The sequence below is a fragment of the Sphingobium sp. SJ10-10 genome (assembly GCF_036038995.2).
In the GTDB taxonomy this organism is placed as follows: Bacteria; Pseudomonadota; Alphaproteobacteria; order Sphingomonadales; family Sphingomonadaceae; genus Sphingobium.
Map to the genome: position 1 here is coordinate 2547360 of NZ_CP158132.1, position 22157 is coordinate 2569516.

Annotated in this window: 24 protein-coding genes; 4 read left to right on the top strand and 20 right to left on the bottom strand. The window is 65.6% G+C overall.

What is annotated here, in order from left to right; all coding sequences use genetic code 11:
• Positions 1–14: 14 nt before the first annotated feature.
• From VVT58_RS12370 to rpmI, 3 genes are all read right to left on the bottom strand, one after another.
• A complete protein-coding gene (locus VVT58_RS12370) occupies positions 15–635 on the bottom strand; it encodes a LysE family translocator (protein WP_066560932.1) in 621 nt (206 codons plus the stop codon).
• A gap of 92 nt (positions 636–727) precedes the next feature.
• Complete coding sequence (rplT, locus tag VVT58_RS12375) at positions 728–1090, bottom strand: 50S ribosomal protein L20 (RefSeq protein WP_007689504.1); 363 nt, start codon at positions 1088–1090, stop codon at positions 728–730.
• Positions 1091–1103: 13 nt separating this feature from the next.
• Positions 1104–1307 carry a 50S ribosomal protein L35 gene (rpmI, locus tag VVT58_RS12380; protein ID WP_007689506.1) on the bottom strand — a complete coding sequence of 68 codons (204 nt, stop codon included), beginning with the start codon at positions 1305–1307 and terminating at the stop codon, positions 1104–1106.
• 157 nt (positions 1308–1464) lie between these two features.
• Between rpmI and VVT58_RS12385 the strand changes: the two genes are divergently transcribed.
• Together VVT58_RS12385 and VVT58_RS12390 are read left to right on the top strand one after the other, a co-directional pair.
• Positions 1465–3645, top strand: coding sequence for an AsmA family protein (locus VVT58_RS12385; protein ID WP_327752814.1), 2181 nt, complete (start codon positions 1465–1467; stop codon positions 3643–3645).
• A gap of 61 nt (positions 3646–3706) precedes the next feature.
• Complete coding sequence (locus VVT58_RS12390) at positions 3707–4153, top strand: VOC family protein (protein ID WP_327752813.1); 447 nt, start codon at positions 3707–3709, stop codon at positions 4151–4153.
• A 250-nt stretch (positions 4154–4403) separates the two neighbouring features.
• On the opposite strand, the gene ssb is transcribed toward VVT58_RS12390, so the two are convergent.
• The 5 genes from ssb to VVT58_RS12415 form a co-directional block, all read right to left on the bottom strand.
• Positions 4404–4973: a single-stranded DNA-binding protein gene (ssb, locus tag VVT58_RS12395; RefSeq protein ID WP_087574762.1), complete on the bottom strand. Its 570-nt coding sequence runs from the start codon at positions 4971–4973 to the stop codon at positions 4404–4406.
• 58 nt (positions 4974–5031) lie between these two features.
• Entirely contained in the window at positions 5032–5583 is a 552-nt protein-coding gene (locus tag VVT58_RS12400) for a hypothetical protein (RefSeq protein ID WP_327752812.1), read from the bottom strand.
• Positions 5584–5637: 54 nt separating this feature from the next.
• A complete protein-coding gene (locus VVT58_RS12405; protein WP_066560949.1) occupies positions 5638–7500 on the bottom strand; it encodes a ferrous iron transporter B in 1863 nt (620 codons plus the stop codon).
• On the bottom strand, positions 7497–7769 hold the full coding sequence (locus VVT58_RS12410; protein WP_066562076.1) for a FeoA family protein: 273 nt from the start codon (positions 7767–7769) through the stop codon (positions 7497–7499). Before VVT58_RS12410 ends, VVT58_RS12405 begins: the two co-directional genes overlap by 4 nt.
• An 88-nt stretch (positions 7770–7857) precedes the next feature.
• The gene (locus VVT58_RS12415) at positions 7858–8523 is read right to left on the bottom strand and encodes a COQ9 family protein (protein ID WP_066560952.1); all 666 of its coding nucleotides are present in this window, start codon (positions 8521–8523) and stop codon (positions 7858–7860) included.
• A gap of 187 nt (positions 8524–8710) precedes the next feature.
• Here VVT58_RS12415 and VVT58_RS12420 point away from each other — a divergent pair, with 187 nt between their 5' ends.
• Positions 8711–9796 (top strand): alkene reductase, encoded by a 1086-nt coding sequence (locus VVT58_RS12420; protein ID WP_327752811.1) that lies wholly within the window; start codon positions 8711–8713, stop codon positions 9794–9796.
• A 117-nt stretch (positions 9797–9913) separates the two neighbouring features.
• On the opposite strand, the gene VVT58_RS12425 is transcribed toward VVT58_RS12420, so the two are convergent.
• The 6 genes from VVT58_RS12425 to VVT58_RS12450 form a co-directional block, all read right to left on the bottom strand.
• Positions 9914–11710: a heparinase II/III family protein gene (locus VVT58_RS12425; RefSeq protein ID WP_327752810.1), complete on the bottom strand. Its 1797-nt coding sequence runs from the start codon at positions 11708–11710 to the stop codon at positions 9914–9916.
• Positions 11707–12369: a ribulose-phosphate 3-epimerase gene (gene rpe / locus VVT58_RS12430; RefSeq protein WP_327752809.1), complete on the bottom strand. Its 663-nt coding sequence runs from the start codon at positions 12367–12369 to the stop codon at positions 11707–11709. The genes VVT58_RS12425 and rpe overlap by 4 nt, the downstream gene beginning before the upstream one ends.
• Positions 12370–12472: 103 nt before the next feature.
• Entirely contained in the window at positions 12473–12958 is a 486-nt protein-coding gene (locus tag VVT58_RS12435) for a diguanylate cyclase (RefSeq protein WP_327752808.1), read from the bottom strand.
• 68 nt (positions 12959–13026) lie between these two features.
• Positions 13027–14316: a transcription antitermination factor NusB gene (locus VVT58_RS12440; RefSeq protein WP_327752807.1), complete on the bottom strand. Its 1290-nt coding sequence runs from the start codon at positions 14314–14316 to the stop codon at positions 13027–13029.
• 65 nt (positions 14317–14381) lie between these two features.
• Positions 14382–14888, bottom strand: coding sequence for a DUF1993 domain-containing protein (locus tag VVT58_RS12445; protein WP_327752806.1), 507 nt, complete (start codon positions 14886–14888; stop codon positions 14382–14384).
• A 106-nt stretch (positions 14889–14994) separates the two neighbouring features.
• Positions 14995–15597 carry a hypothetical protein gene (locus VVT58_RS12450; protein WP_327752805.1) on the bottom strand — a complete coding sequence of 201 codons (603 nt, stop codon included), beginning with the start codon at positions 15595–15597 and terminating at the stop codon, positions 14995–14997.
• 90 nt (positions 15598–15687) lie between these two features.
• On the opposite strand from VVT58_RS12450, the gene VVT58_RS12455 reads away from it, so the two are divergent.
• Positions 15688–17151, top strand: coding sequence for a PLP-dependent aminotransferase family protein (locus VVT58_RS12455; RefSeq protein WP_066562082.1), 1464 nt, complete (start codon positions 15688–15690; stop codon positions 17149–17151).
• A gap of 112 nt (positions 17152–17263) precedes the next feature.
• Here the strand turns inward: VVT58_RS12455 and ribH are convergent, their stop codons facing one another.
• The 6 genes from ribH to VVT58_RS12485 form a co-directional block, all read right to left on the bottom strand.
• Positions 17264–17686 (bottom strand): 6,7-dimethyl-8-ribityllumazine synthase, encoded by a 423-nt coding sequence (gene ribH, locus VVT58_RS12460; protein ID WP_327752804.1) that lies wholly within the window; start codon positions 17684–17686, stop codon positions 17264–17266.
• A 10-nt stretch (positions 17687–17696) separates the two neighbouring features.
• Complete coding sequence (gene ribB, locus VVT58_RS12465; protein WP_327752803.1) at positions 17697–18980, bottom strand: 3,4-dihydroxy-2-butanone-4-phosphate synthase; 1284 nt, start codon at positions 18978–18980, stop codon at positions 17697–17699.
• A gap of 83 nt (positions 18981–19063) precedes the next feature.
• A complete protein-coding gene (locus tag VVT58_RS12470) occupies positions 19064–19678 on the bottom strand; it encodes a riboflavin synthase (protein ID WP_327752802.1) in 615 nt (204 codons plus the stop codon).
• A 66-nt stretch (positions 19679–19744) separates the two neighbouring features.
• A complete protein-coding gene (gene ribD / locus VVT58_RS12475; RefSeq protein WP_327752833.1) occupies positions 19745–20758 on the bottom strand; it encodes a bifunctional diaminohydroxyphosphoribosylaminopyrimidine deaminase/5-amino-6-(5-phosphoribosylamino)uracil reductase RibD in 1014 nt (337 codons plus the stop codon).
• Positions 20755–21225, bottom strand: a complete 471-nt coding sequence (locus VVT58_RS12480) for a hypothetical protein (RefSeq protein ID WP_066562084.1) — start codon at positions 21223–21225, stop codon at positions 20755–20757. The genes ribD and VVT58_RS12480 overlap by 4 nt, the downstream gene beginning before the upstream one ends.
• An 83-nt stretch (positions 21226–21308) precedes the next feature.
• Positions 21309–21995, bottom strand: coding sequence for an energy transducer TonB (locus VVT58_RS12485; protein WP_327752801.1), 687 nt, complete (start codon positions 21993–21995; stop codon positions 21309–21311).
• Positions 21996–22157 lie beyond the last annotated feature (162 nt).

Below are 22157 nucleotides of genomic sequence, written 5' to 3' on the forward strand. Positions count from 1 at the left end.
CGCGGGAATGACGATTAAGCCCGCGCGCCCAGCAGCGCCCCACCGAAACCGATGAACATCAGCCCCGTCCCTCGGTTGAACAGCCGCTGCCGGTTCGCGGGCGTCAGCCAGCGGGCGAGCTTCACCCCGCCCAGCGCATAGACGCACTGCCAGCCGAACTCGATCGCGACGAAGCTCATCACCAATATCGCCAACTGCACCGCAAAGGGCCGGTCCGTATCGATGAACTGCGGAAACAGCGCGGCGGCGAAGATGATGAGCTTGGGGTTGGACAATCCCGTCAACAGCCCGGTCCCATAGAGCGCCCGCAGCGACCGCGCCCGCGTGGCGCCGATCTCGCCCGCTTCGCCCACCGGCGCACACCAAGCCTTGACGCCCAGCCAGAGCAGATAGGCGACCCCCGCATAGCGCAGCCCGTCGAACAGTCGAGGCGAGGCCTTCAGCAACGCCCCCAACCCCAGCGCCGAAGCGATCAGGCAGAGCAGGATCGCGCTCATCAGCCCCGCCATGGTGGCGATGGCCCGTCGCGGCCCATGGTGAATGCTCTGCGTCATCACATGCAGCATGTTCGGTCCCGGCGTGGCCGAGATCAGGAAAACCGCCGTGACGTACAACCACCAGACATGCAGCGACATGGGATCAAGCCTCCGAAAAAGGCAGAAACGAAAAAGGGCGCCGAAGGCATCTGCCCCGGCGCCCCTTTGGACGATCTTGCGACCGATCCGGCTCAGGCCGCGGGCAGCGCAGCCTTTGCCTGGGCGATGATGGCGCTAAACGCCTCGCCTTCGTGCATCGCAATGTCGGCCAGAACCTTGCGGTCCAGCTCCACGCCGGCCAGCTTCAGGCCGTGCATGAACTGCGAATAGGTCAGACCCTCGGCGCGGACGCCAGCGTTGATGCGCTGGATCCACAGGCCACGGAAGGTCCGCTTCTTGACCTTGCGGTCGCGATAAGCGTACTGGCCGGCCTTTTCGACGGCCTGGCGAGCGATACGGATCGTGTTCTTGCGACGGCCATAATAGCCCTTCGCCTGATCCAGAATCCTCTTATGCTTCGCCTTGGTGGTCGTACCACGTTTTACGCGTGCCATGTGCCTCTACTCCTTACTTCAGGCCGTAGGGCGCCCAGAGGCGCACATGTGCCACGTCGGCGTCGGACATGACCGAGGTGCCGCGGTTCTGGCGGATATACTTGGCGTTGTGGCTGATCAGGCGGTGACGCTTGCCAGCGACGCCGTGCTTGACCTTGCCGGAAGCGGTGAACTTGAAGCGCTTCTTCACACCGCTCTTGGTCTTGAGCTTGGGCATTTTCGTCTCCTTCTTCAGCGCGACGATTACGGACAGCCACGGCAGCCCTAGTTAGCCGGGCGGTCCTTCCGAATATCGCGAAGGGCGGCCCATAGTCGGAAGATCGCGCCAAAGCAAGCGATTCGGACCCAAAAGCGTCGCCCGGCGTTGAACCGCCATGGCCGACGCCGATCCCCTCCGGCCGGACATGCCGGCAAAGCAAGTGCCGCACCAAGATGATGGTGTTTGGGGCGTGCGCCATCACTTGCACCGTGCCCGGGAACATTGGCGCAAAATCCCGCTGCCCTTCCGCGTCCTGCTCTGGATCGTCGGCATCATCTTCGCGCTGTGGCTGATCCTGTTCGTCACCAAGGGCCGCTTCCTCAAACACCCCTTCGAGCGCTTCCTGACCAGCCGCCTCGAACGCCCCGTCAAGGTCGGCGGCGACTTCCAGCTCTATTTCGATCCCGTCACCATCAAGTTCCGCGCCGAAAAGATGACGGTCGCGAACACTCCATGGGCAAGCCGCCCCGATTTCTTCCACGCCGACCTGATCGACAGCCGGATCGCGCCTTTAAGCCTCCTCTTCGGAGACAAATATCGCGTCCGCTGGCTCGAACTGCGCAATGCGGCGGCCGACCTCGAATGGTCCCGCGACGGCAAGAGCAATACATGGACCTTCGGTGATCCCCACAAGAAGGGCGAGCCGCTCAACCTTCCCCTGATCCGCCGCGCACTGCTGGCGGGCACGATGCTGCGCTACCGCGATCCCCGGATGCAGCTCGCCACTGATATCGGCTTCGAAACGGTGAAGGCGCAGGACAGCCGCTTTGCCAGCGATGTGCGTTTCTCGGGCACCGGCACGATGCGGCAGCGACCCTTCACCCTGCGCGGCGGCCTGCTCTCGCCCAATGAAACGGTGACGGGCGGCAAAAACAGCTTAGCCCTCCATGCCGAGGCTGGCGTCACCATTCTCGAAGTCAGCGGCACCCTCCCCGGCGCGACCGAGATCGAGGGCGCCGATCTGCGGCTCATCACCCACGGTCCCAATCTCGCCCGGCTGTTCGACTTCCTGGGCGTCGCCATTCCCGAGACCCGGGATTACCGCCTGACCTCCGCGCTCACCAGGCAAGGCGGCGAATGGCGATTCACGCACCTCAAGGGCCGCTTTGGCGATAGCGACCTCGCCGGGCGGCTGACCGCCTCGCTCCCCAATAACCGCCTGCTGTTGAAGGCTGATCTGACGACCCAGACGCTCGACATCCTCGATATCGGTCCCTTCATCGGCTACGACCCGCAGAAGCTGGAGGCCCAGGGCGCGGACGGCGCGATCAGCACCGTGGGCGGCACGCCGCGCATCCTGCCTGACGCGCCACTCCGGGTCGAAGCGCTGCGCAATTTCGACGCCCGGCTCCAATATGACGTTCGCCGCATCCGCGCGGAACATGTGCCGATCTCCAATATCGGTCTCACTTTGGCGCTCGATCACAGCCTGCTGAAGCTGTCGCCGCTCACCTTCGACATGTCCGGCGGCCATCTGAGTTCCGATATTTCCATCAACGCGCGCAGCCAGCCGGTGCACACCACCTACGACATCCGCCTATCTCCCACGCCCATGGGCAAGCTGCTCGCCCGCTGGGGCGTCGAGGAATCCGGCACCACCGGCATGATCAAGGCCCGTGTCCAGATGACCGGCCTGGGCGACACGCTGCACGATTCGCTCAGCACATCCGACGGGCGCATCGCCGTCATCCTGCCCGCCGGATCGATGTGGACCCGCAACATCCAGCTTTCCGAGCTCGATATCGGCACCTTCATCACCAAGATGTTCTCGGGCAAGCTCAAGAAGCCGGTCCAGATCAATTGCGGCCTCATCGCCTTCACCGTTCGCAACGGCGTGGCGGCGGCGGACCCGATCATCATCGACACGGAAAAAAATGTGCTGCTGGGCCGGGGCGGCTTTTCCTTCCGCAATGAAAGCCTCGACCTCGCCTTCCGCGCCGACGGCAAGAAGTTCAGCCTCTTCTCCGGCCAGTCCCCGGTCAGCCTCGACGGCACTTTCGTCAAACCCCATATCGACGTTATCAGCCCCGAACTGATCGCCCGCGGCGGCGCGGCGGCGGCGCTGGGCGTCGCCGCCAGCCCACTCGCTGCCGTTCTCGCCTTTGTCGACATAGGCGACGCAAAAAGCGCGGCCTGCGGCCCGGTCCTTGCCGGCGCGACCGCTGCCGCCCAACGCACCAAAGGCGGCAAGCCCCGCGACGATGTCGGTCGTGGCACCACGGCCAAGGACGAGGCCGGGAAGGGCAGCCAAAAGGAGAAAAAAAGTCAGGAGAAGAAATTCCTGGGCATCTTCTGATCCGCCTGCAAAGCGCCTATCCTGCGCCGGTCCGACGCTTTTTGAAGAGGGGAAGCCGCACATGACAGAAGCACAAAGCCCCACGGCCATACGTCCCACAGCAGGCGTCGTCCCGCACCTGACCATCGGCAATGACAAGGCGGCCGAAGCCATCGCCTTCTATTCCCGCGCTTTTGGCGCCGCCGAACTGATGCGCCATGTCGCGGAGGGTCGCCAGCGCATCATGCACGCGCATTTGCGCATCAATGGCGGTTCGTTGATGCTGAACGACCATTTCCCTGAAATGAGTGGCGGCACCCCGGCCGAGGCGCCCAGGGGCATCACCCTGCATCTGGTGGTCGACGATGCCGACGCCTGGTGGAAACGCGCGATCGAAGCGGGGGCGAGCGTCCGTTTCCCGATCGAAAACCAATTCTGGGGCGAGCGTTATGGCCAACTGACCGATCCCTATGGCCATGTCTGGTCGATCGGCGGTCCGATCAAGCGGTCCGATCAAGGTGCGGCGTGATGAGCGTTCGCGCCGGGTTTTGAAATATATCCGCTTCAGCGTGGATTACTGTCATCGCCCCCTCCCGGTTCGCGGGAACGCCATATTAGCCAATGGCCAGTTGCCGCCACTAAACGATCACTGCTCCTGCGAGGGCAGGAGCATGGCGCACTAGAATCGACATCAATGTGCGCCCTCCACCCTTAACCGCCAAAGAAAAACGCCCCGGCCGGAAGGTCGGAGCGCGTCTCTCTATCCAAGGCAAAAGCCGTCAGAACGGCACTTCGTCATCCAGGTCATTGTCGAAATTCGGCCCGCCCGCGCTGCCGCGGCCACCGCCCGAGGAGCGGCCGGGACCGCTGCCAGAGCCGCCGCCGCCGAAATCATCATAGTCACCGCCGCCAAAGCCGCTCGATCCGCCGCTCCAGTCGCTGCCGCCCTGCGAGCGGCCACCACCGAAGCCGCCGCCCTGGCCGCCACCGCCGCCCGGTGCGCCGTCCAGCATGGTCAACACCGCGCCCGGCCCTTGCAGCACGACTTCGGTCGTGTAGCGGTCATTGCCCGACTGGTCCTGCCATTTGCGGGTGCGCAACTGGCCCTCCAGATAGACCTTGCTGCCCTTGCGCAGGAAGCGTTCAGCAACGCCAGCCAGGCCTTCGGAGAAGATCGAGACGCTGTGCCATTCGGTGCGCTCCTTGCGCTCGCCCGAATTGCGGTCCTTCCAGCTTTCGGAGGTCGCGATCCGCAGGTTGCACACCTTGCCGCCATTCTGAAAGCTCTTCACTTCCGGGTCCGCGCCCAGATTGCCCACCAGAATGACCTTGTTGACCGAACCCGCCATGTTTCCTCCGAAGCGTTAGCAGGCTCTTATAGCGGGCTGTTTCCGGAATGGAACCGGCTCAATGCGCCATCGCGCCAAAGGCCAGGCCTCCCGAGAGCAGCGCCAGCCAGGCAGCCGCGATCCGGGGAAGCCAGCGCACGCGGCCAATCCCGGCGCCGAGTCCCGCCCAGAGCAGGGCCGCGGCGATCACCGACAGAGACAGGATCAGCAGATCGAGCGCAAAGGCGGGATGCGTTGCGGCGGGAAGAAGGGCCAGGCCGATGATCAGTCCCTTGGGGTTGAGCAGGGTCGTGACGAACAACTGCCGGGCGGTGATGTCGGCGGTTCCGCCGGTTGGCATGGCGGCGCGCCAGAGCTTGAGCGCCAGATGGAGAACCCAGATCGCGGCGCCGAGCTTGATCGCCTGCGAGGGCCAGCTTGCGATGCCATCCTTGCCCAGCATGGCGAGCGGAATCACCACGATCAAATAGGCGCCGAGTTCCGCCGGGATCAGCGATGCCGCGCGGCACAGACCCTTCTGCCCGCCCGCCAGCGCCATCAGGCTGTTGGTGGGACCGGGGGTCAGCAGCAAGGCCCAGAGGGCGAATGTGAAGAGAAGGGGGCTGGCCATGACCGGCGGGCTAGGCTTTTTTGGTTCGCCTCGCCTTGACCGGGCGCAAAATTCTCAACCCAGCCCGATGGCGGTCGCGGTCCAATAAGTGAGGCCCGCCGCGACATAGGCCAGCACGAACAGATAGCCGATCATGAACAGCGGCCATTTCCAGCCATTGGTTTCCCGCTTCGTCACGGCGATGGTCGAGATGCATTGCGGCGCGAACACGAACCAGGCGAGGAAGGCGAGTGCGGTCGGCAGCGGCCACTTATCCTTCAGCCGGTCGCCCAGGCTGCGTTCCAACTTCGCCTCATCCTCGTCCGCGTCGAGCGAATAGACGGTGGCGAGGGCTGAAACGGCGACTTCTCGCGCCGCCATGGCGGGGATCAGGGCCAGCGAAATGTCGCGGTTGAAGCCGATCGGCTCCAGCACGAGGTTGAGGCCGTTGGCGACGCGGCCCGCAATCGAATAATTGACCTGGCTGACGCCGCTATTCTCCGGCGCCTTGGGGAAGCTGAGCAACACCCAGAGGATCACGGTCGAGGTGAAGATGATCGTGCCCGCGCGCTTGAGGAAAATCACCGCGCGCTGCCACAGGCCGAGCAATATGTCCTGCGACCGGGGCCATTGATATTTGGGCATCTCCATCAGGAAACCGCCGCTGGCGCCCTTGGTGACGGTCCGGCGCAGGACCAGCGCGGCCAGCATCGCGCCGACGATGCCGGAAATATAGAGGAAGAAGAGGACCAGCCCTTGCAGGCCGATGCCGAGCGCCACGGTGCGCGCCGGGATGAAGGCGCCGATGATCACCGCATAGACCGGCAGCCGCGCCGAGCAGGTCATCAGCGGCGCGATCAATATGGTGGTCAGCCGATCCTTCGGGTCCGCGATGGTGCGGGTCGCCATGATCCCCGGCACCGCGCAGGCGAAGGAGGAGAGCAGCGGGATGAAGGCGCGGCCCGACAGCCCGACCTTCGCCATGATGCCATCCATCAGGAAGGCGGCGCGGACCATATAGCCGGTCGCCTCCAGCATCAGGATGAAGAAGAAGAGGATCAGGATCTGCGGCAGGAACACGATGACTGAACCGACGCCGTTCAGCACCCCGTCGACCAGGAAGGAGCGCAGCAGTCCGCCGGGCAGTGCCGCCATCACGGCATCGCTGGCGCTGGCGACAAAGCCCTCGATCATGGCGATCGGTGCTTCGGACCAGGCGTAGACCGCCTGGAACATGATGAAAAGCAGGGCGAGCAGCAGGATCAGCCCCGCTACCGGATGGAGCGCCACCCGGTCGACCGCGGCGGTCAGGCGGCGGGAGGGGGTTTCACGCACGATGGCGGCGCGGGCGATGCGGCGCGCTTCCTGGCGCAGGCCGTCGAAATCGCGTTGTTCGCCTGAAGCGCGGACCCTGCCTACGCTGCCGTCGAGCATCGATTCCAGTTCTGTACGCAGATGGTCCAAGCCACGCTTGCGGACCGCGACGGTGGAGATCACCGGCACGCCCAGCTCGCGGGAGAGGATATTGGCGTCCAGCTCCAGCCCGTCACGGGTGGCGAGGTCGACCATGTTGAGCGCCACGATGGTCGGCAGGCCGAGTCCGATCAGTTCCAGCGCGAAGCGGAGATGATTGTCGAGATTGGAGGCGTCGACCACCACCACCAGTGCATCGGGCAGCCGCTCGCCCGCCTGCTTGCCCAATATGACGTCCCGCGTCACCTGTTCGTCAGGGCTGGTGGGGTTGAGACTGTAGGTGCCGGGCAGGTCGACCAGTTCGATCGGGCGACCGTCGGACAGGGAAAAGCGGCCAGCCTTGCGCTCCACGGTGACGCCGGGATAATTGCCCAGCTTCTGGCGGGCGCCGGTCAGCGCGTTGAACAGGGCGCTCTTGCCGGCATTGGGATTGCCGACCAGCGCGATCAGCGGCAGGCCGGTCATGCGCCTTTTTCCGTCGCGATGTCGTCCTGCGGCCCGGTGCGGACCGTGATGGCGGCGGCATGGTTGCGGCGCATGGCGATGGTCATGCGGCCGACCTTACAGGCGATGGGGCCACGGCCCAGCAGGCCGCCATGGTGCAGCGCCTCCACGCTGGCGCCTTCGCACAGGCCGAATTCCCGCAATCTCTGCCCGTCGGATGCGGACAAGGCTTTCCAGTCGATCAGGTCCACATAAGCGGGTTGGCGCAACGGCAGTTCGGTCAGGCGCAAGGGTAAGGCACTCGTCATTTACTTCTGCGAGTGACTATCAATACCGATTGGAAAAGGCCAGCGCGAATCGGCGCGGCGGCGCGGCAGATTATATGGCGGGGTAACGCAGCCGCCCGATGAAGCGGGCGAAGCTCAGCCGTTCGCCGCCGCCTATGCCCTTCCACTGGGCCTTGGCGCGCTCGAACCGCATCACGCCCTCGATCCGCCGGGCCAGAAAAGCGCGGGTTTCCGTCCAATCCTCGCTCTCGTCATCGACGAAGACCAGCAGGGTCGCGGCATAAACGCCCGCCAGCGTCAGGCGCTTCGTATAGTGGTTGAGGTCGGTCGACTCGTCGCCTGCGGCGCGCCACATGCCGTCGGCGGCGCGCCAGCCGAGCTTGGCGGCGCGGGCGGCGTTGCGCGGCATGGCCAGGGTCGCCTGGGCCCGGCGCAGCGCTTCCCGGTCGCGCGCGAGCAGGGTGAGGCGGGTTTCGACAAGCGCGATGATGCGCTGGCGAATCGAGAGCGCGGCCAGCTTTTCCGGCGGCAGCGCTGCCAGCATCCGCGTGTCGATGCTTTCGAACCACGCATCGATCATGTCCATCGCGCCGTCGGGGAAGGCCAGCGCGGCGATATCGGCATCGATGCCGCATTGCTCCGCCGCCATCGTCACGGCCTCCGGACGCCAGCCGTCGAAGGCGGCGTGACGGGGCAGGATCGGGGCAAGCGCGGCGCGGACTTCGTCCAGCGTCATGTCCTGGTGCGTCGGGGTCATGACAGGCTATTAAGCCCGGCCGGGCAGGCGCACAAGCACCCGCGCCGATTAGCCGGAATCAGCGCGGGGAAAGCAAATCTTGCCCATCTTCTGCGGGAAGAGGGGTTGAAGCGGCCATGGCGGCTTCCTAGTTGGCTTTGGCAGGCACATCCCGTTGCAATCTGCAACTTTGAAGAGGGAATATTTCATGGCCAATCTGTTCGAACCGGTGCAGCTCGGCGCGATCCATGCGCCCAACCGCATGCTGATGGCGCCGTTGACCCGCGGCCGCGCAACCCGCGACCATGTGCCGACGCCGATCATGGCGGACTATTATCGCCAGCGCGCTTCGGCGGGCCTGATCATCAGCGAGGCGACGGGCATTTCCCGGCAGGGGCTGGGCTGGCCCTATGCGCCGGGGCTTTGGTCGGATGAACAGGCGGCGGCGTGGCAGCCGGTGACGGCGGCCGTGCATGAGGCGGGCGGACGGATCGTCGCGCAGCTCTGGCATATGGGCCGGGTGGTGCACAGCAGCGTGACCGGCGAACAGCCGGTGTCGGCCAGCGCCACCACCGGGCCTGGCGATGCCCACACCTATGCGGGCAAGCAGCCCTATGAACCGGCGCGGCCGTTGGCCATCGAGGAAATTCCGGGCGTGATCGCGGACTATGTCCATGCCGCACGCAACGCCATTGCAGCGGGTTTCGACGGCGTGCAGATCCATGCCGCGAACGGTTATCTGATCGACCAGTTCCTGCGCGACGGCAGCAACCATCGGGACGATAGTTACGGCGGGTCGATCGAGAACCGCGTACGCCTGCTGCGGGAGGTGACGCAGGCGGTGACCGATGCCCTAGGCGCCGATCGCGTTTCCGTACGCCTGTCGCCCAATGGGGACTCGCAGGGCGTCGACGACAGCAATCCCTCCGCGCTGTTTGCGGCAGCGGCGGAGGTGTTGCAACAGATCGGCATCGCCTTCCTCGAACTGCGCGAACCGGGACCGGACGGCACCTTCGGCCGGACCGACGTGCCGCGCCAGTCGCCGGTCATTCGCCGGCATTTTTCCGGGCCGCTGATCCTGAACAGCGATTATGACCTGGAACGGGCGCAGCAGGATCTGGACAGCGGTCTGGCGGATGGGGTGAGCTTCGGCCGCGCCTTCCTGGCCAATCCGGACCTGCCGAAGCGTCTACAGATCAACGCGCCGCTCAACAGCCCGAACTTGGCGACGCTCTATAGCCAGGGTGCCGAGGGCTATGTCGATTATCCGGCGTTGGAGGAAGCGGCCGCCTGAGGCGTGGTCTGGGCAGGGCAAACATTCATTCCGTTTGAGTGCACCCTGCTCCTGCATTCACAGGAGCAGGTAAAATGCTTCGGCTGAATATTCACCCCAAACAGCCCTTCTGGCCGGTCAGCCCACCTTCTTGAAAAGCCAGCCTATGGAGGAGCCGCCAGGAAGCGCTTCGCTGGTGACCACCAACTGCCGCGTGCCGTGGGGACGGCCTTCGGCATCGGTCCAGAGGCTTTCCTCGATCGCCAGTTTTCCGGCATTGGCGCGGAATTGCCAGGTGGCGCCCGTGTCGATGCGCAGCAGCGCGCCCATGCCGTCGGCGGTGGACGTGGGCTCAACGCCCGGCGCCAAATGGAAGCGGAGCTGGACCGGCAGCTTCACCGGCTTCCTCCGGCGGGCGGCGGGGGTCAGCATGTCCTCGCCCCTGATTTCCTTGCCGTCGCCGCTCATCAACAGCAGACGGCGGTGGACATAGCCCATGCGGCGGACATAGCCGTCATGGGAAAGGTCGAGGCGGCTGCCGCCTTCCGTTTCCTGGCGGTTGATCTCCACCTCGGTCACGCCCTTGCCCAGCGTGCCGTCGGGCAGCAGGGCGGTGGAATTGCTGTCATCGAGCACCAAAGTGCTGTGCGCGGCGGTGGTGCGCAGACCCTGCGCCAGGTCGCGGCCGATCCATGCGCCTACCAGCGCGGCGCCGCCGCAATTGATGACGAGCCGCTGCTGGCCGTCGCTGATCTCGATCGCGCCGGTGGAGGCGCAGCCCGCGTCGGCCAATTGCGCGACCGGCGGCGGGGCGGCGTCGATCTGGACCACTGTGCCGCCGGCGGCAAGGCGCTGATAGCCCCACCCATTGGCCTGCCGCAGCGGACGGGCGCGCACGCGGCTGGCGCGGATCACGGCTTCGATGGTGGCGGGATCGATCGCGCCCGCGCCCTGCCAGTTGCCCAGACCCCCATCGCCATGGGTGAGGCCGAGCAAAGCCGGAACCGCCTTGCCGAGCGCGTCCTTCAGGAAGGCCGGCGCCTGTTCGCGGCGCACCTCATAGACTGCGGCGACCATGGTCAGCAGCATGATCGTTTCCAACTGGTCGAGCGGGGAACGGGAGATGATGCCGCCATCGGTGTGAAGGCCGCTGTCGAGCGCGCGTTTCAGGCCCGCTTCCCCGAACAGCTTGCGCGCCGCGCCGCCCGGCAGCAGCATCGACGCCGCGACGATGCCGCCCCAGGCGACAAGGCGAGGCAGGCCGATATGCGCCTTGTCAGCGCCACGATCGAGATGGCGAGCGGTGCGGGCGATGCAGTTCAGCACCAGCGACCGATAGACGAGGTCGCTGGAGGACAGGATCAGCGGCGCATGGGCCGACCAGAAGAGCAGGCGCCACCCCGCATTGTCGGCGCGCCAGGCGGGTTCGCTGGGCGTCTCGGCATGGGCGTCGAGCCATTTGCGCATCACGCCTTCGGCCAGTGGCGCGGCCTGTTCGCGGGTGGCGACGGTGGCGAGATCGCGCAGCCAGTGAAAGCCGTGCAGATAATCGGTGAAGCCGGGCGACATACCGGGATTTTGGCCCGGATTGGCGAAATCCAATTTGCCCAAGGGCTGTTTCAGACCCCGGAACAGGAAATAGCCCGCCCGGATCGCCTGGCCCGCATGGGCGTTGCCGGGGATTTCATCATCGGGAACGGCGAGCAGCTTGAGCGGATATTTGCCCTTCAAGCGGCGGCCGTGGATCGGCGTCTTCCAGCTGAGCAGGTAGAAGCGGTTGGCGACGCGCTGAGCCAGCGAAAGCCCCTTGTCATCCGCGATACGGATGAGCCGCTTGCCCTGTTCGATTCCGTCTTCCGGCCGGTCGGTTTCGGCCTCAATCCCGGAAGAATGAGGCGGGACGGATTGGGGGGAAAGGCGGCGGCGGTCGCTCACCCGCCGCGCAGCGTCCGGATATTGTCGGCATAGGCGCTTGGCCCCCCGCGGAAGGTCGCGGTGCCCGCCACCAGCACGTCGGCGCCCGCTTCGATCGCCAAAGGCGCGGTCTTGAAGTCGATGCCGCCGTCGACTTGCAGGCGGATGTCGCGGCCCGATTTCTCGATCATCTTGCGGATAGCCTCGATCTTGCGAAGCTGGTTGGTGATGAAGCTCTGGCCGCCAAAGCCGGGGTTGACGCTCATCACCAGGATCAGGTCGACGTCATCGATCAGGTAATCCAGCATCTTGGCCGGGGTGCCGGGATTCAGCACCACGCCCGCCTGCACGCCCAGCGACTTGATGTGCTGGATCGAGCGATGGATGTGGGGACCGGCTTCCGGATGGACGGTCAATATGTCGGCGCCCGCTTCGGCAAAGGCGTTCAGATACTGATCCACCGGGGAGATCATCAGGTGGACGTCGAACGGCTTCTTCGTGTGCGGACGCAGCGCCTTCACCACGCCGGGGCCGATGGTGATGTTGGGCACGAAATGGCCGTCCATCACATCGATGTGAATCCAGTCGGCGCCGGCTTCGTCAATGGCGCGGACCTCCTCGCCCAGGCGGGCGAAATCGGCGGACAGGATGGAGGGCGAGATCAGGATCGGACTGGTCATTTGACCTTCGGCCTTAGCCTTGGCCGTGGTTAAGGGCAACGCCCGATTCGCGCTATCCACAGGCTTTTGATGACAGGGATTTTGGCGGCTGTGGCGATAGTCTTCAGGACAGGACGAACAGCGTGGGGTCCAACCCCTTGGACGGGCCTGCGCCCTTGGGCAGGAATTGCTTAACGCCGTGTAAAGCAACCACTTGATTTTGCTTGACAATGGGAGCGGCGATCAGGCGCATGACGCATTCGCCGCCGTCCGCCGGGCGAATGTCGACGTCCAGCGTGAAGCCGCGCCGGTGGCGGATGGCATAGGCGCGGAGCTGCTCCATGGCGGCACAGCTTTCCGGCGCATAGAGCGACACGGCGAGGGCGCGCGGGACGAGCATGCCCCGCTCCAGCCCGAAAATGTCGTAGACGCCGTCGGTCCAGTTCAGGCTGTTGTCGCTGAGGTCGCAGTGCCATAGGCCCAGGCCGCGCTCGGCCAGCGCCTCGTCGTCGCGGGCCAGCCGGTCGTCCAGCATGACCGGCGCCAGATGCTCCCGCAGGGCGTAGAGCGGCCAGCTATGGTTCAGGGGAAGAGGCTCGGTCGGGCGCAAAGCGGGTCTTTCCTGGAGCGGCTCGGACAACAACGGCACGGTCTGATCGCACCATAATGGATGCTTGGTTAAGGCTTAGTGGATCGCACGAGCCGCGCAATGAAAAAGCCGTCCGTGCCGCCCCGGTCCGCCAGCGTTTCGGGCAAGGTGCGGACCCAGCCTTGCGCCGTCGGAGCGATGCCTTTGGGCAGTTCGGCGGGGTCGACGGGGCGTGAAGCGAAATCGGGATGGGCGTTCAGGAATTGCGCGACCTGTTCCTCGCCCTCGGCCTGTTCGAGCGAGCAGGTGGCGTAGATCAGCGTGCCGCCGGGCTTCAGCCAGTCGGCGGCGCGGGCGAGCAGTTCGGTCTGGAGCTCGGCCAGCTCCGCGATCTGGCGCGGGCCGATGCGGTGCAGCACGTCGGGATGGCGGCGGTAGATGCCGGTGGCGGTGCAGGGGGCGTCCAGCAGGATGGCGTCGGCGGGGCTGTCCGGGGTCCAAGTGCGCAGATCTGCTTGCACAACCTCGGCAGACAGGCCGGTGCGGGCGAGGTTTTCCCGGAGGCGATCAAGGCGCTTTTTCGACTGGTCGACGGCGGTGACGCGCCAGCCCGCGGTGGCAAGCTGCATGGTCTTGCCGCCGGGGGCGGCGCAGAGATCGAGGATGTGGCGGCCTTCACCCTTGCCGAACAGGCGGGCGGGGATGGAGGCGGCGAGATCCTGCACCCACCAGGCGCCCTCGGTGAAGCCGGGAAGGTCGGGGATATTGGCGCTTTCCGGCAGGCGGACATGGCCGGGGGCGAAGCTTTGACCGCCCAGATCTTCGGTCCAGCGGGCGGTTTCGCCGGCGTCGCGCAGGCTGAGGTCGATGGGCGGACGCTGGGCATAGGCCGCGGCGGCGGCTTGCGGCATGGCGTCGCCCCATTGCCCGGCCCAGCGGCTGGCGACCTCGGGCGGGAGGGCTGGCGGTGAGGGCAGCGTCGGGTTGGCGCGGGTCAGCGTGCCGAAGACGCCGTGGACCAGCTTGCGCGGGCCGCCGTCGACCAGCGGCAGGGCGGTGGCGATGGCGGCATGAGGAGCCGTGCCAAGCGCAAGGACTTGAATGAGGGCGATGCGCAGGACCATGCGCGCCTTGGCGTCATGCGGGAGCGGCTGGCGCGTGGCGCTGTCGATCAGGGCGTCGAGATCGGGCAGGTGGCGCAGCGTTTCGGCGGCAATGGCGTGGACAAGGGCGCGGTCGGCCGGGGCCAGTCCCTGGGCGGCGCCGTGCAGGGCGAGTTCGAGCGGATCGCCCCGGCGCAGCACAGCATCGAGCAGGCGGAGCGCGGCGCGGCGGGCGGAGAGGCCGGGGACGTCTTCGGGGCGGGGGGATTTTGCCATCGCTCGCGCCTAGGGCAAAATGCGCGGGAAAGTAAGTTTTGTTCGTTCAGGCCACGATCCGTCGTTTAGATCCCGCCCAGATAATCGAGCTTGCCGACCGGCACCCCCGCCTGTCGCAGCAGCGCATAAGCGGTCGTCACATGGAAATAGAAATTGGGCAGGGCAAAGCCGAGCGCATGGCTGCGCCCGGTGAAGGCGAAATCGCCCCGCGGGGTCTTGAGGATCACCTCGGCATCCTCCCGTCCGTCGATCCGTTCGCGGGGCACGGATTCCAGGAAGGCGATGGTCTTGGCGATCCGCTCCTGCAAATCGGCAAAGCTCCGTTCGGTGTCGGGCATCGGCGCCGGGTCGAGCGCGCCGATGCGGATGATCGCACCTTTGGCGCTGTCGCTGGCATATTGCACCTGCGCGCTGAGCGGGGCCATGTCCTCGATCAGCCGCGCCTGCGTCAGCGTCAGCGGATCGATCCCCTTTTCGGCGGCATAAGCGGCCCCCTTGTCAAGAATCGCGGACAGATTGCGCAGACCCCGGATGAATAGAGGCACGGTCAGGTCATACAGGTCGGTCGCCACCAAGCTCTCCTCATCATCTTGAGGGGGCATCATATGGCTCCGACCGCCTCTGTCGATACCCGGCCGAAATAAAAGCTCCATGCCGGCGGGTCAGGGGGCAACCAAATCAGGCAAGAGCGGGGCGCTCTGGCGGGGCGATGGTGAAGAAGGGCAAAGCGTGGTGCACGATCCAGCCGATCGTCGCCGCATAGAATATGGTGCCAAGCCCGACCGTGCCGCCCAACAGCCAGCCGATCGCCAGCACACCGATCTCGATCCCGGTCCGCACCCATTTGACCGGCAACCCGGTGCGACGGCAGAATCCGGTCATCAACCCGTCACGCGGCCCCGGCCCCAGTCCCGCGCCGATATAGGCACCGCCCGCAATGCCGTTGAGGACGATCCCGGCCGCCAGCCAGGCAAAGCGCATGGCATAGCTTTCCGGCGTCGGCAGGATCAGGAGGCTCAGGTCCACCGCGGTTCCGATCACCAATATGTTGCAGACCGTACCGATGCCGGGCCACTGGCGCAGCGGCCACCAGAGCAGCAGCACGATCGCGCCGATCAGATTGACCGTCATGCCGAAGCTGAGCCCCAGGCGCGGTGCCAGTCCCTGATGCAGCACGTCCCAGGGGTCCAGCCCCAGATTAGCGCGCAGCATCAACGCCATGGAAAAGCCGTAGAGGCCAAGACCCCAGAAAAGCTGAAAGAGGCGGCGGTGCATCATCATGACGGTCGAAATCGTCCAAAATGGCCTTTTACAAAACAGCCAATATTGGATAAGTGGCCCCCTTCACCCCTTGGATTGGAACTGATCGCCATGTCCACTTCCCTGCTGCGGCCCCCTTCCCTGCTCCGCCTGCTGGGCGCCTGGCGCGCCGGGGACAGCGCCGAGCCTGCCTATCGTCAATTGGCGCAGGCGCTGCGGATGCTGGTGCTGGACGGTCGCATCGGCCTCAATGTCCGCCTGCCGGGGGAACGGGAACTGGCTGCCGCACTGGGCCTCAGCCGCACGACCATCGCTGCCGCCTTCGACCGGCTGCGCGACGAAGGTTTTCTCGAGAGCCGGCAGGGGTCCGGCAGCGTCACGCGTTTGCCGCCCGGCCGGATGGAACAGACTTCGCCGGAGATCGACACGGTCAGCGGCGGCAATATCCTGAACTGGACCCATGCCGCCCTGCCCGCCGCGCCGGGAGTCGGCCGGGCCTATCAGGCGGCGGTGGAGGCACTTCCCACCTTTCTGGGCGAGTTGGGCTATGATCCGCTGGGCCTGCCGCCGCTGCGCCGGGCGATCGCCGCGCATTACGAACGGCGGGGATGCCCGACGAGTCCGGACCAGATCATCGTCACCAACGGCGCGCAGCAGGGATTTTCCCTGCTGCTGCATTGGCTGGCGGGGCCGGGAGACCGGGCAGTGATCGATCACCCGACCTATCATAATGCGATCCAGGCTCTGCAGCGCGCCCATGTCGTGCCGGTGCCGGTCGGCCTGCCCGCGCAGGGATGGGACATCGATGCGATGGAGGCGGCCTTCCGCCAGACAAGCCCACGTTTCGCCTATATCATCGCTGATTTCCACAATCCCACCGGGCGCAGCATGGACCCGGCCACCCGCCGCGCGCTGGTGGCCGCCGCCATCCGATCGCACATGCCGCTGATCATCGACGAGACCATGGTGGCGATGGGGCTGGACAATATGCCTCCGCCGCCGGTCGCGGTGCATGATCCTTCGGGCCGGCAGGTCATCACCCTGGGTTCCGCCAGCAAGATTTTCTGGGGCGGGCTGCGCGTCGGCTGGATTCGCGCCGATCCGCAGACCGTCGCGGCGCTGGGTCGCCTGCGCACCACGATGGACATGGCAAGCCCGGTGGTGGAGCAGCTTGCCGTCGCGCATCTGATCGACGGCGATGAGGGATTGGGCGCGCGGGCGGCCATGCTGCGGGGGCGTCGCGATCATCTTCTCGGGCTGATCGAACGGCACCTTCCTCACTGGCGCGCGGAATCCCCAGCGGGCGGCCTGTCGCTCTGGGCGGAACTGCCGCGTGGCGAGGCGACGGCGCTGGCCGCCATTGCCGAAAGCCATGGCGTGCGCGTGGCACCGGGGCCGCGCTTCGGGGTGAGCGGTGCATTTGAACGTTTCCTGCGCTTGCCTTTCACCCTGTCCGAGGAGCAGTTGACGGCGGGCGTGGAACGGCTGGCCGAAGCCGATGCGCGGCTTCACGCGCGCATGCCACGCGGCCGCGATTCACTGGCCGCCGCGCTGGAGGCGGACCGGCTGATCTGAGCTATGGCGGGAATTGGCTAACTCCAGCCCTTGCCCAATCTCAATATCTGGAACACATGAAAGGGGCCGCCCGGCAAGCAGCCCCTTTTTGCTCATTCATATATCCAGCGTCTCAGGCGCTGAATTTCTCGCGCAGGGCGAGCATGGCGATGGCGGCCTTGGCCGCTTCGCCGCCCTTGTCTTTCTCGTCCTTTTTCGCGCGGGTCAGCGCCTGGGCTTCGTTCTCAACGGTCAATATGCCATTGCCGATCGGAATGCCGTCCATGCTGAGCGCCATCAGGCCGCGAGCGCTTTCGTTCGATACCACTTCGAAATGATAGGTTTCGCCGCGGATCACCACGCCGATGGCGATGAAGCCGTCATAGCGGCCGCTTTCCGCCGCCAGCGCCACCGCGCCGGGAATTTCCAGCGCGCCGGGAACCGTCACCACTTCATATTTATGCCCCTCATCCTCCAGCGCCGTGGTGGCGCCTTCGATCAGCAGGTCGTTGAGATGGTCGTAGAAGCGCGCTTCGACGATCAGGAATTTTGCCATGGATGGTTCCTTAAAGCTCGATCGACCGCTGCCCAACCACGGCCAGGTCATAGCCGTCAAGCGCGATCAGGCTGTGATGGGTGTTGCTGATCAGGATCATGTCATGCACGCCGAGTTCGGCCAGAATCTGCGCGCCCACGCCATAGTCGCGCAATTCGTCCATGCCCGAGCCGGGCTGACCGGCATGATGGCGCAGGATGCGGGTGACGACATCGCCCGGCGATTGGGGGGTAAGGGCAACGATGATGCCCGCCCCTTCCTCCGCGATGATCTCCATCGACTTGGCGAGCAGGCCGTTGCGCGGTCCAGTCGATCCGTAGACATCGTCAAGCAAGGAGAGCTGGTGCATGCGGACCAGCGTCGGCTCATCGGACGAGACATTACCTTTTTGCAGCACAAGCTGCTCGGTCTGGGTCGCCTTGTTGTAGAAGCTGATCGCTCTCCAGTCGCCGCCCCACTGGCTGTTGAAGGTGGTTTCGGCGCGACGTTCGACCATATGGTCATGCCGGCGGCGATAGGCGATGAGGTCGCGGATCGTGCCGATCTTCATCTTGTGCTTCTGGGCGAAGGGGATCAGGTCGTCCAGCCGCGCCATGGTGCCGTCATCCTTCATCACCTCGCAGATGACGCCGGAGGGGTTGAGGCCGGCAAGGCGGGCGACGTCCACCGCCGCTTCGGTATGGCCGGTGCGGACCAGCACGCCGCCATCCTTGGCCACCAGCGGGAAGACATGGCCGGGGGTGACGATATCGTCGCGGCTCTTGGACCCGTCGATCGCGACGGAAATGGTGCGGGCGCGGTCGGCGGCGCTGATGCCGGTGGTAACGCCCTCGCGCGCCTCGATCGACACGGTGAAGGCGGTTTCATGCCGCGTGCCATTGTTGCGGCTCATCAAACCCAGGCCCAGATGATCGACCCGGTCCTTGGTCAGCGCCAGGCAGATGAGGCCGCGGCCATGGGTGGCCATGAAGTTGATCGCGTCGGGCGTCGCCATCTGCGCGGGGATGACCAGGTCGCCCTCATTTTCCCGGTCCTCGTCATCGACCAGGATGAACATGCGGCCGTTGCGGGCTTCGTTGATGATTTCTTCGGGGGAAGCGAGCGCGGTGCCGCCCTCGCGCTTGATGAGATAGCTTTCCAGCTTACCCAGTGTTTCGGCAGTCGGGTTCCAGTCCGCCTCGCCCAGCTTGCGCAGGGAATTGGCGTGAAGGCCCGCCGCGCGGGCGAGGCCGGATCGCGACATGCCCCCATCGGTGACGAGCGAGCGGACGGTATCGATAAGGGCTGACGACATGCTAACGACTCCTTCCCCGAGGCGGGGTCCGAAACGGAATGGTGTCGCATATCACATCATGATGTGATTATGGCAAGAGATAATCACATTGTGCCGCTGCGAAGGCTCTGCATGCGGTCGAGATAGCGCGCCAGCACGTCGATCTCCAGATTGAAGGCCCGGCCCGGTGTCAGGCTGTCCAGAGTCGTCGCGGCGGCAGTGTGGGGGATGATGTTCAGACCGAAATGGACGGAGCCATCGGCCTGGTCCTCCACCGTGTTGACGGTCAGCGAGATGCCGTCGACCGTGATCGATCCCTTGGCGGCCAGAGCGGGCGCCAGTTCCGCGGGCGCGGCGATCAGAAGGCGGGTCGAATCGCCTTCGCTGGTGGCGGACACCAGCGTGCCTACGCCGTCGACATGGCCGGTCACGATATGGCCGCCCAGTTCGTCCCCGACCTTGAGCGCGCGTTCGAGATTGAGGCGGCCGCCTTGTTCCCACAGGCCCGGCGCGGTGCGGGCGGCGGTTTCGGCCGACAGGTCTACCGCGAACCAGTCCGCGCCCTTTTCGACCACCGTCAGGCAGGCGCCGGAACAGGCGATGGATGCGCCGATGGCAACCGTTTCCATGTCATAGGAACAGCCGATCACCAGGCGCAGGTCGCCGCGCTGTTCATGGGTTCGGATGGTGCCGATGTCGGTGATGATGCCGGTGAACATGATCGCTGATCCATTTTTCCCGTTCGGGCCGAGCCGGACGAACTTATGTTTGAGTTTTGCCGTGATCTAGGCGCTGCGCGTGCGAACGTAAACCTCCAGCCGGTCCTCGCCCAGCCGCCGTTCGTCGCTGAGCCACCAGCGGCCATGGGCGTCGGCAAGATCGGTCAGGCCGATATCGCCTATGCCCGCCAGCCCCGCCCCGATAACGATCGGCGCGCGATAGAGCAGCAGCCGATCGACCAGATCGGCGCGCAGAAAGGCCGCGGCGGTCTGCGCGCCACCCTCGACCAGCAGATGATCGACCTGGGGCAGAGTGGCGATGTCCTCCGGCGCGGCGATGCTTTCCCAGCCTTTGGGCACGGCGGCATGGCTGAACAGCACGCGCCGGGGGGAACGATCCTCCAGACCCGCCAGACGCACATCCAGACGCGGCGCATCGGCGCGTAGCGTGCCGCCGCCCACCAATATCGCGTCATGCCGCGCCCGTTCCATATGGGCATGGGCGCGGGCCGCATCGCCGGTGATCCAGCGGCTGGACCCGTCGGCCAGCGCGATCCGGCCGTCGAGCGACAGCCCAAGCTTGAGCGTGACGGCCGGGCGGCCCAGCGTCTGGCGCAACACGAAACCGCGCATGGCGGCGGCGGCTTCCTGCGCCATCAGCCCCATCTCGACGGCGATGCCGCGCTTGCGCAGCCAGGCGGCGCCCTGTCCGTCGGTGCGCGGATCGGGATCGCGCAGGGCGATGACGACGCGGCGCACGCCCGCCCGCGCCATCAGGTCGGCGCAGCGCGGGCCGCGAGGGGACAGATGGAAGCACGGCTCCAGCGTCACATAGGCGGTGGCGCCGTGGGCGCGGTCCATCGCCTGCTCCAGCGCCTGGGCTTCGGCATGGGGGCGGCCGCCCTTCTGCGTCCATCCCCGGCCGACGACATGGCCATCGCGCACGATCAGGCAGCCGACATTGGGATTGGGGGTGGAAAGCCCGCGCCCGCGTTCCGACAGGGCGATGGCGGCCGCCATGAAACGCCGGTCCTGCGCGGGATCGGCGGGGGATCGGGCGGTTTTGGATCGGGCGCTCAGGGCTGGGCAGCTCCGCTTTGGGCTGATCCGGGGCCGGATCTTTCCGTCGCCTCGGCCTTGGCCAGCCGGGCGTCGAGCTGTGCGTTGATCTGCTTCAGCGCTTCCTTGCGGCGAGCGGTGTTGCGGGCTTCGTCCTTCTTCCAGTCGATGCCGAAAATATCAGCGACGCCCTGCATCTCCTTCTGCTTCTTCTCGATCGCCGCCTCGCGCTTGGCGAGGTCGATCTTCTGCTGGAGGATGATCGCCGCGTCGGAACGGCTGGCGTCCCAGCTCTGCACATAGAAGATCTGGTTGCGCGTCGGCATGGTGTTGGTGTTGGCGTCGACGATGAAGGCCCAGATGATGACCCAGGTGAACGCGACGGACAGGCCGAGCAACGGCCATTTATGAGGCCGGTTCTCACGAAAATAGCTCCACAGGTCGCTCATCGCGCTCTTGGGAGACACCGGACGGGGGAATATCGCCATCGCGCCGATATAGGGGAAGGCGGGGCCGGATGCAAAAGCGCTGTTGCCCGATGCGGTGATTTCCGGCCCCCTTCCCTTGGATTTCAAACGTCTGCGAGGCGGAAATGGACGGTCAGCACCTTGGCTGAACTGATCGCCACCCCATCCCGAGTCGCCGGGCGGAAGCGCCATTTGCGCAAGGCGTGGCGCTGGGTGGCGAGCCAGAAGGCTTCGTCGGTGGCGGACAGCCGCTCTATGTCAGTGACGCGGCCATCGGGACCGATGGTGACGCGGACCACGACCTTGCCCTCCATCCCCTGCCGAATCATCATGCCGGGATAGTCGGGCTGGAAGGCGGCCAGCGCGCGGGGGTCGATGGTGGCCTCGGCCAGCATAGGCTCGGGGGACGGCGGAATTATGGGTGGCGTGATCGTGCCCGTACCGGGATCGCCAGTGGCAATATGATCGTCGGCCTTCGCTGTGAAGCCGGTCGGCGGTGTGGGGACGGCCGGTTTTTCCACCACGGTCGGATGGGAATGGGGCAGGGGCTTGGCATCGCTTTCCGGCTGGGGCTGTTCCGGCGGGGGCGGCGTGTCAGCGACCGGATAGGTGGTCAGTGGCGGAGGATCGCGAAAGACGTCGATCATCTCCTTGGGCATCAGCAGATAGGCTCCGACCACCAGCGCATGAACGGCGATCGCACCGCCTATGCCGAAAGGGGATCGGGCGCCGCCGCTATAACCGGAAAGCTGAGCCTCGCCACCTGCTGTCCGCAACGTCATCAGTCGCATATCGCACCCTCCTGTCATGCGATCCCTCACGGATCGTCATGACATGTTACAACATAATTTTATGATATGTTGCAACATTAATTTTGATTGATGGAGTGAGCGACGGCATGCACCAGCGTCTTTCCAACATCGGAAACTGGACTCCTGCCTGCGCAGGAACAT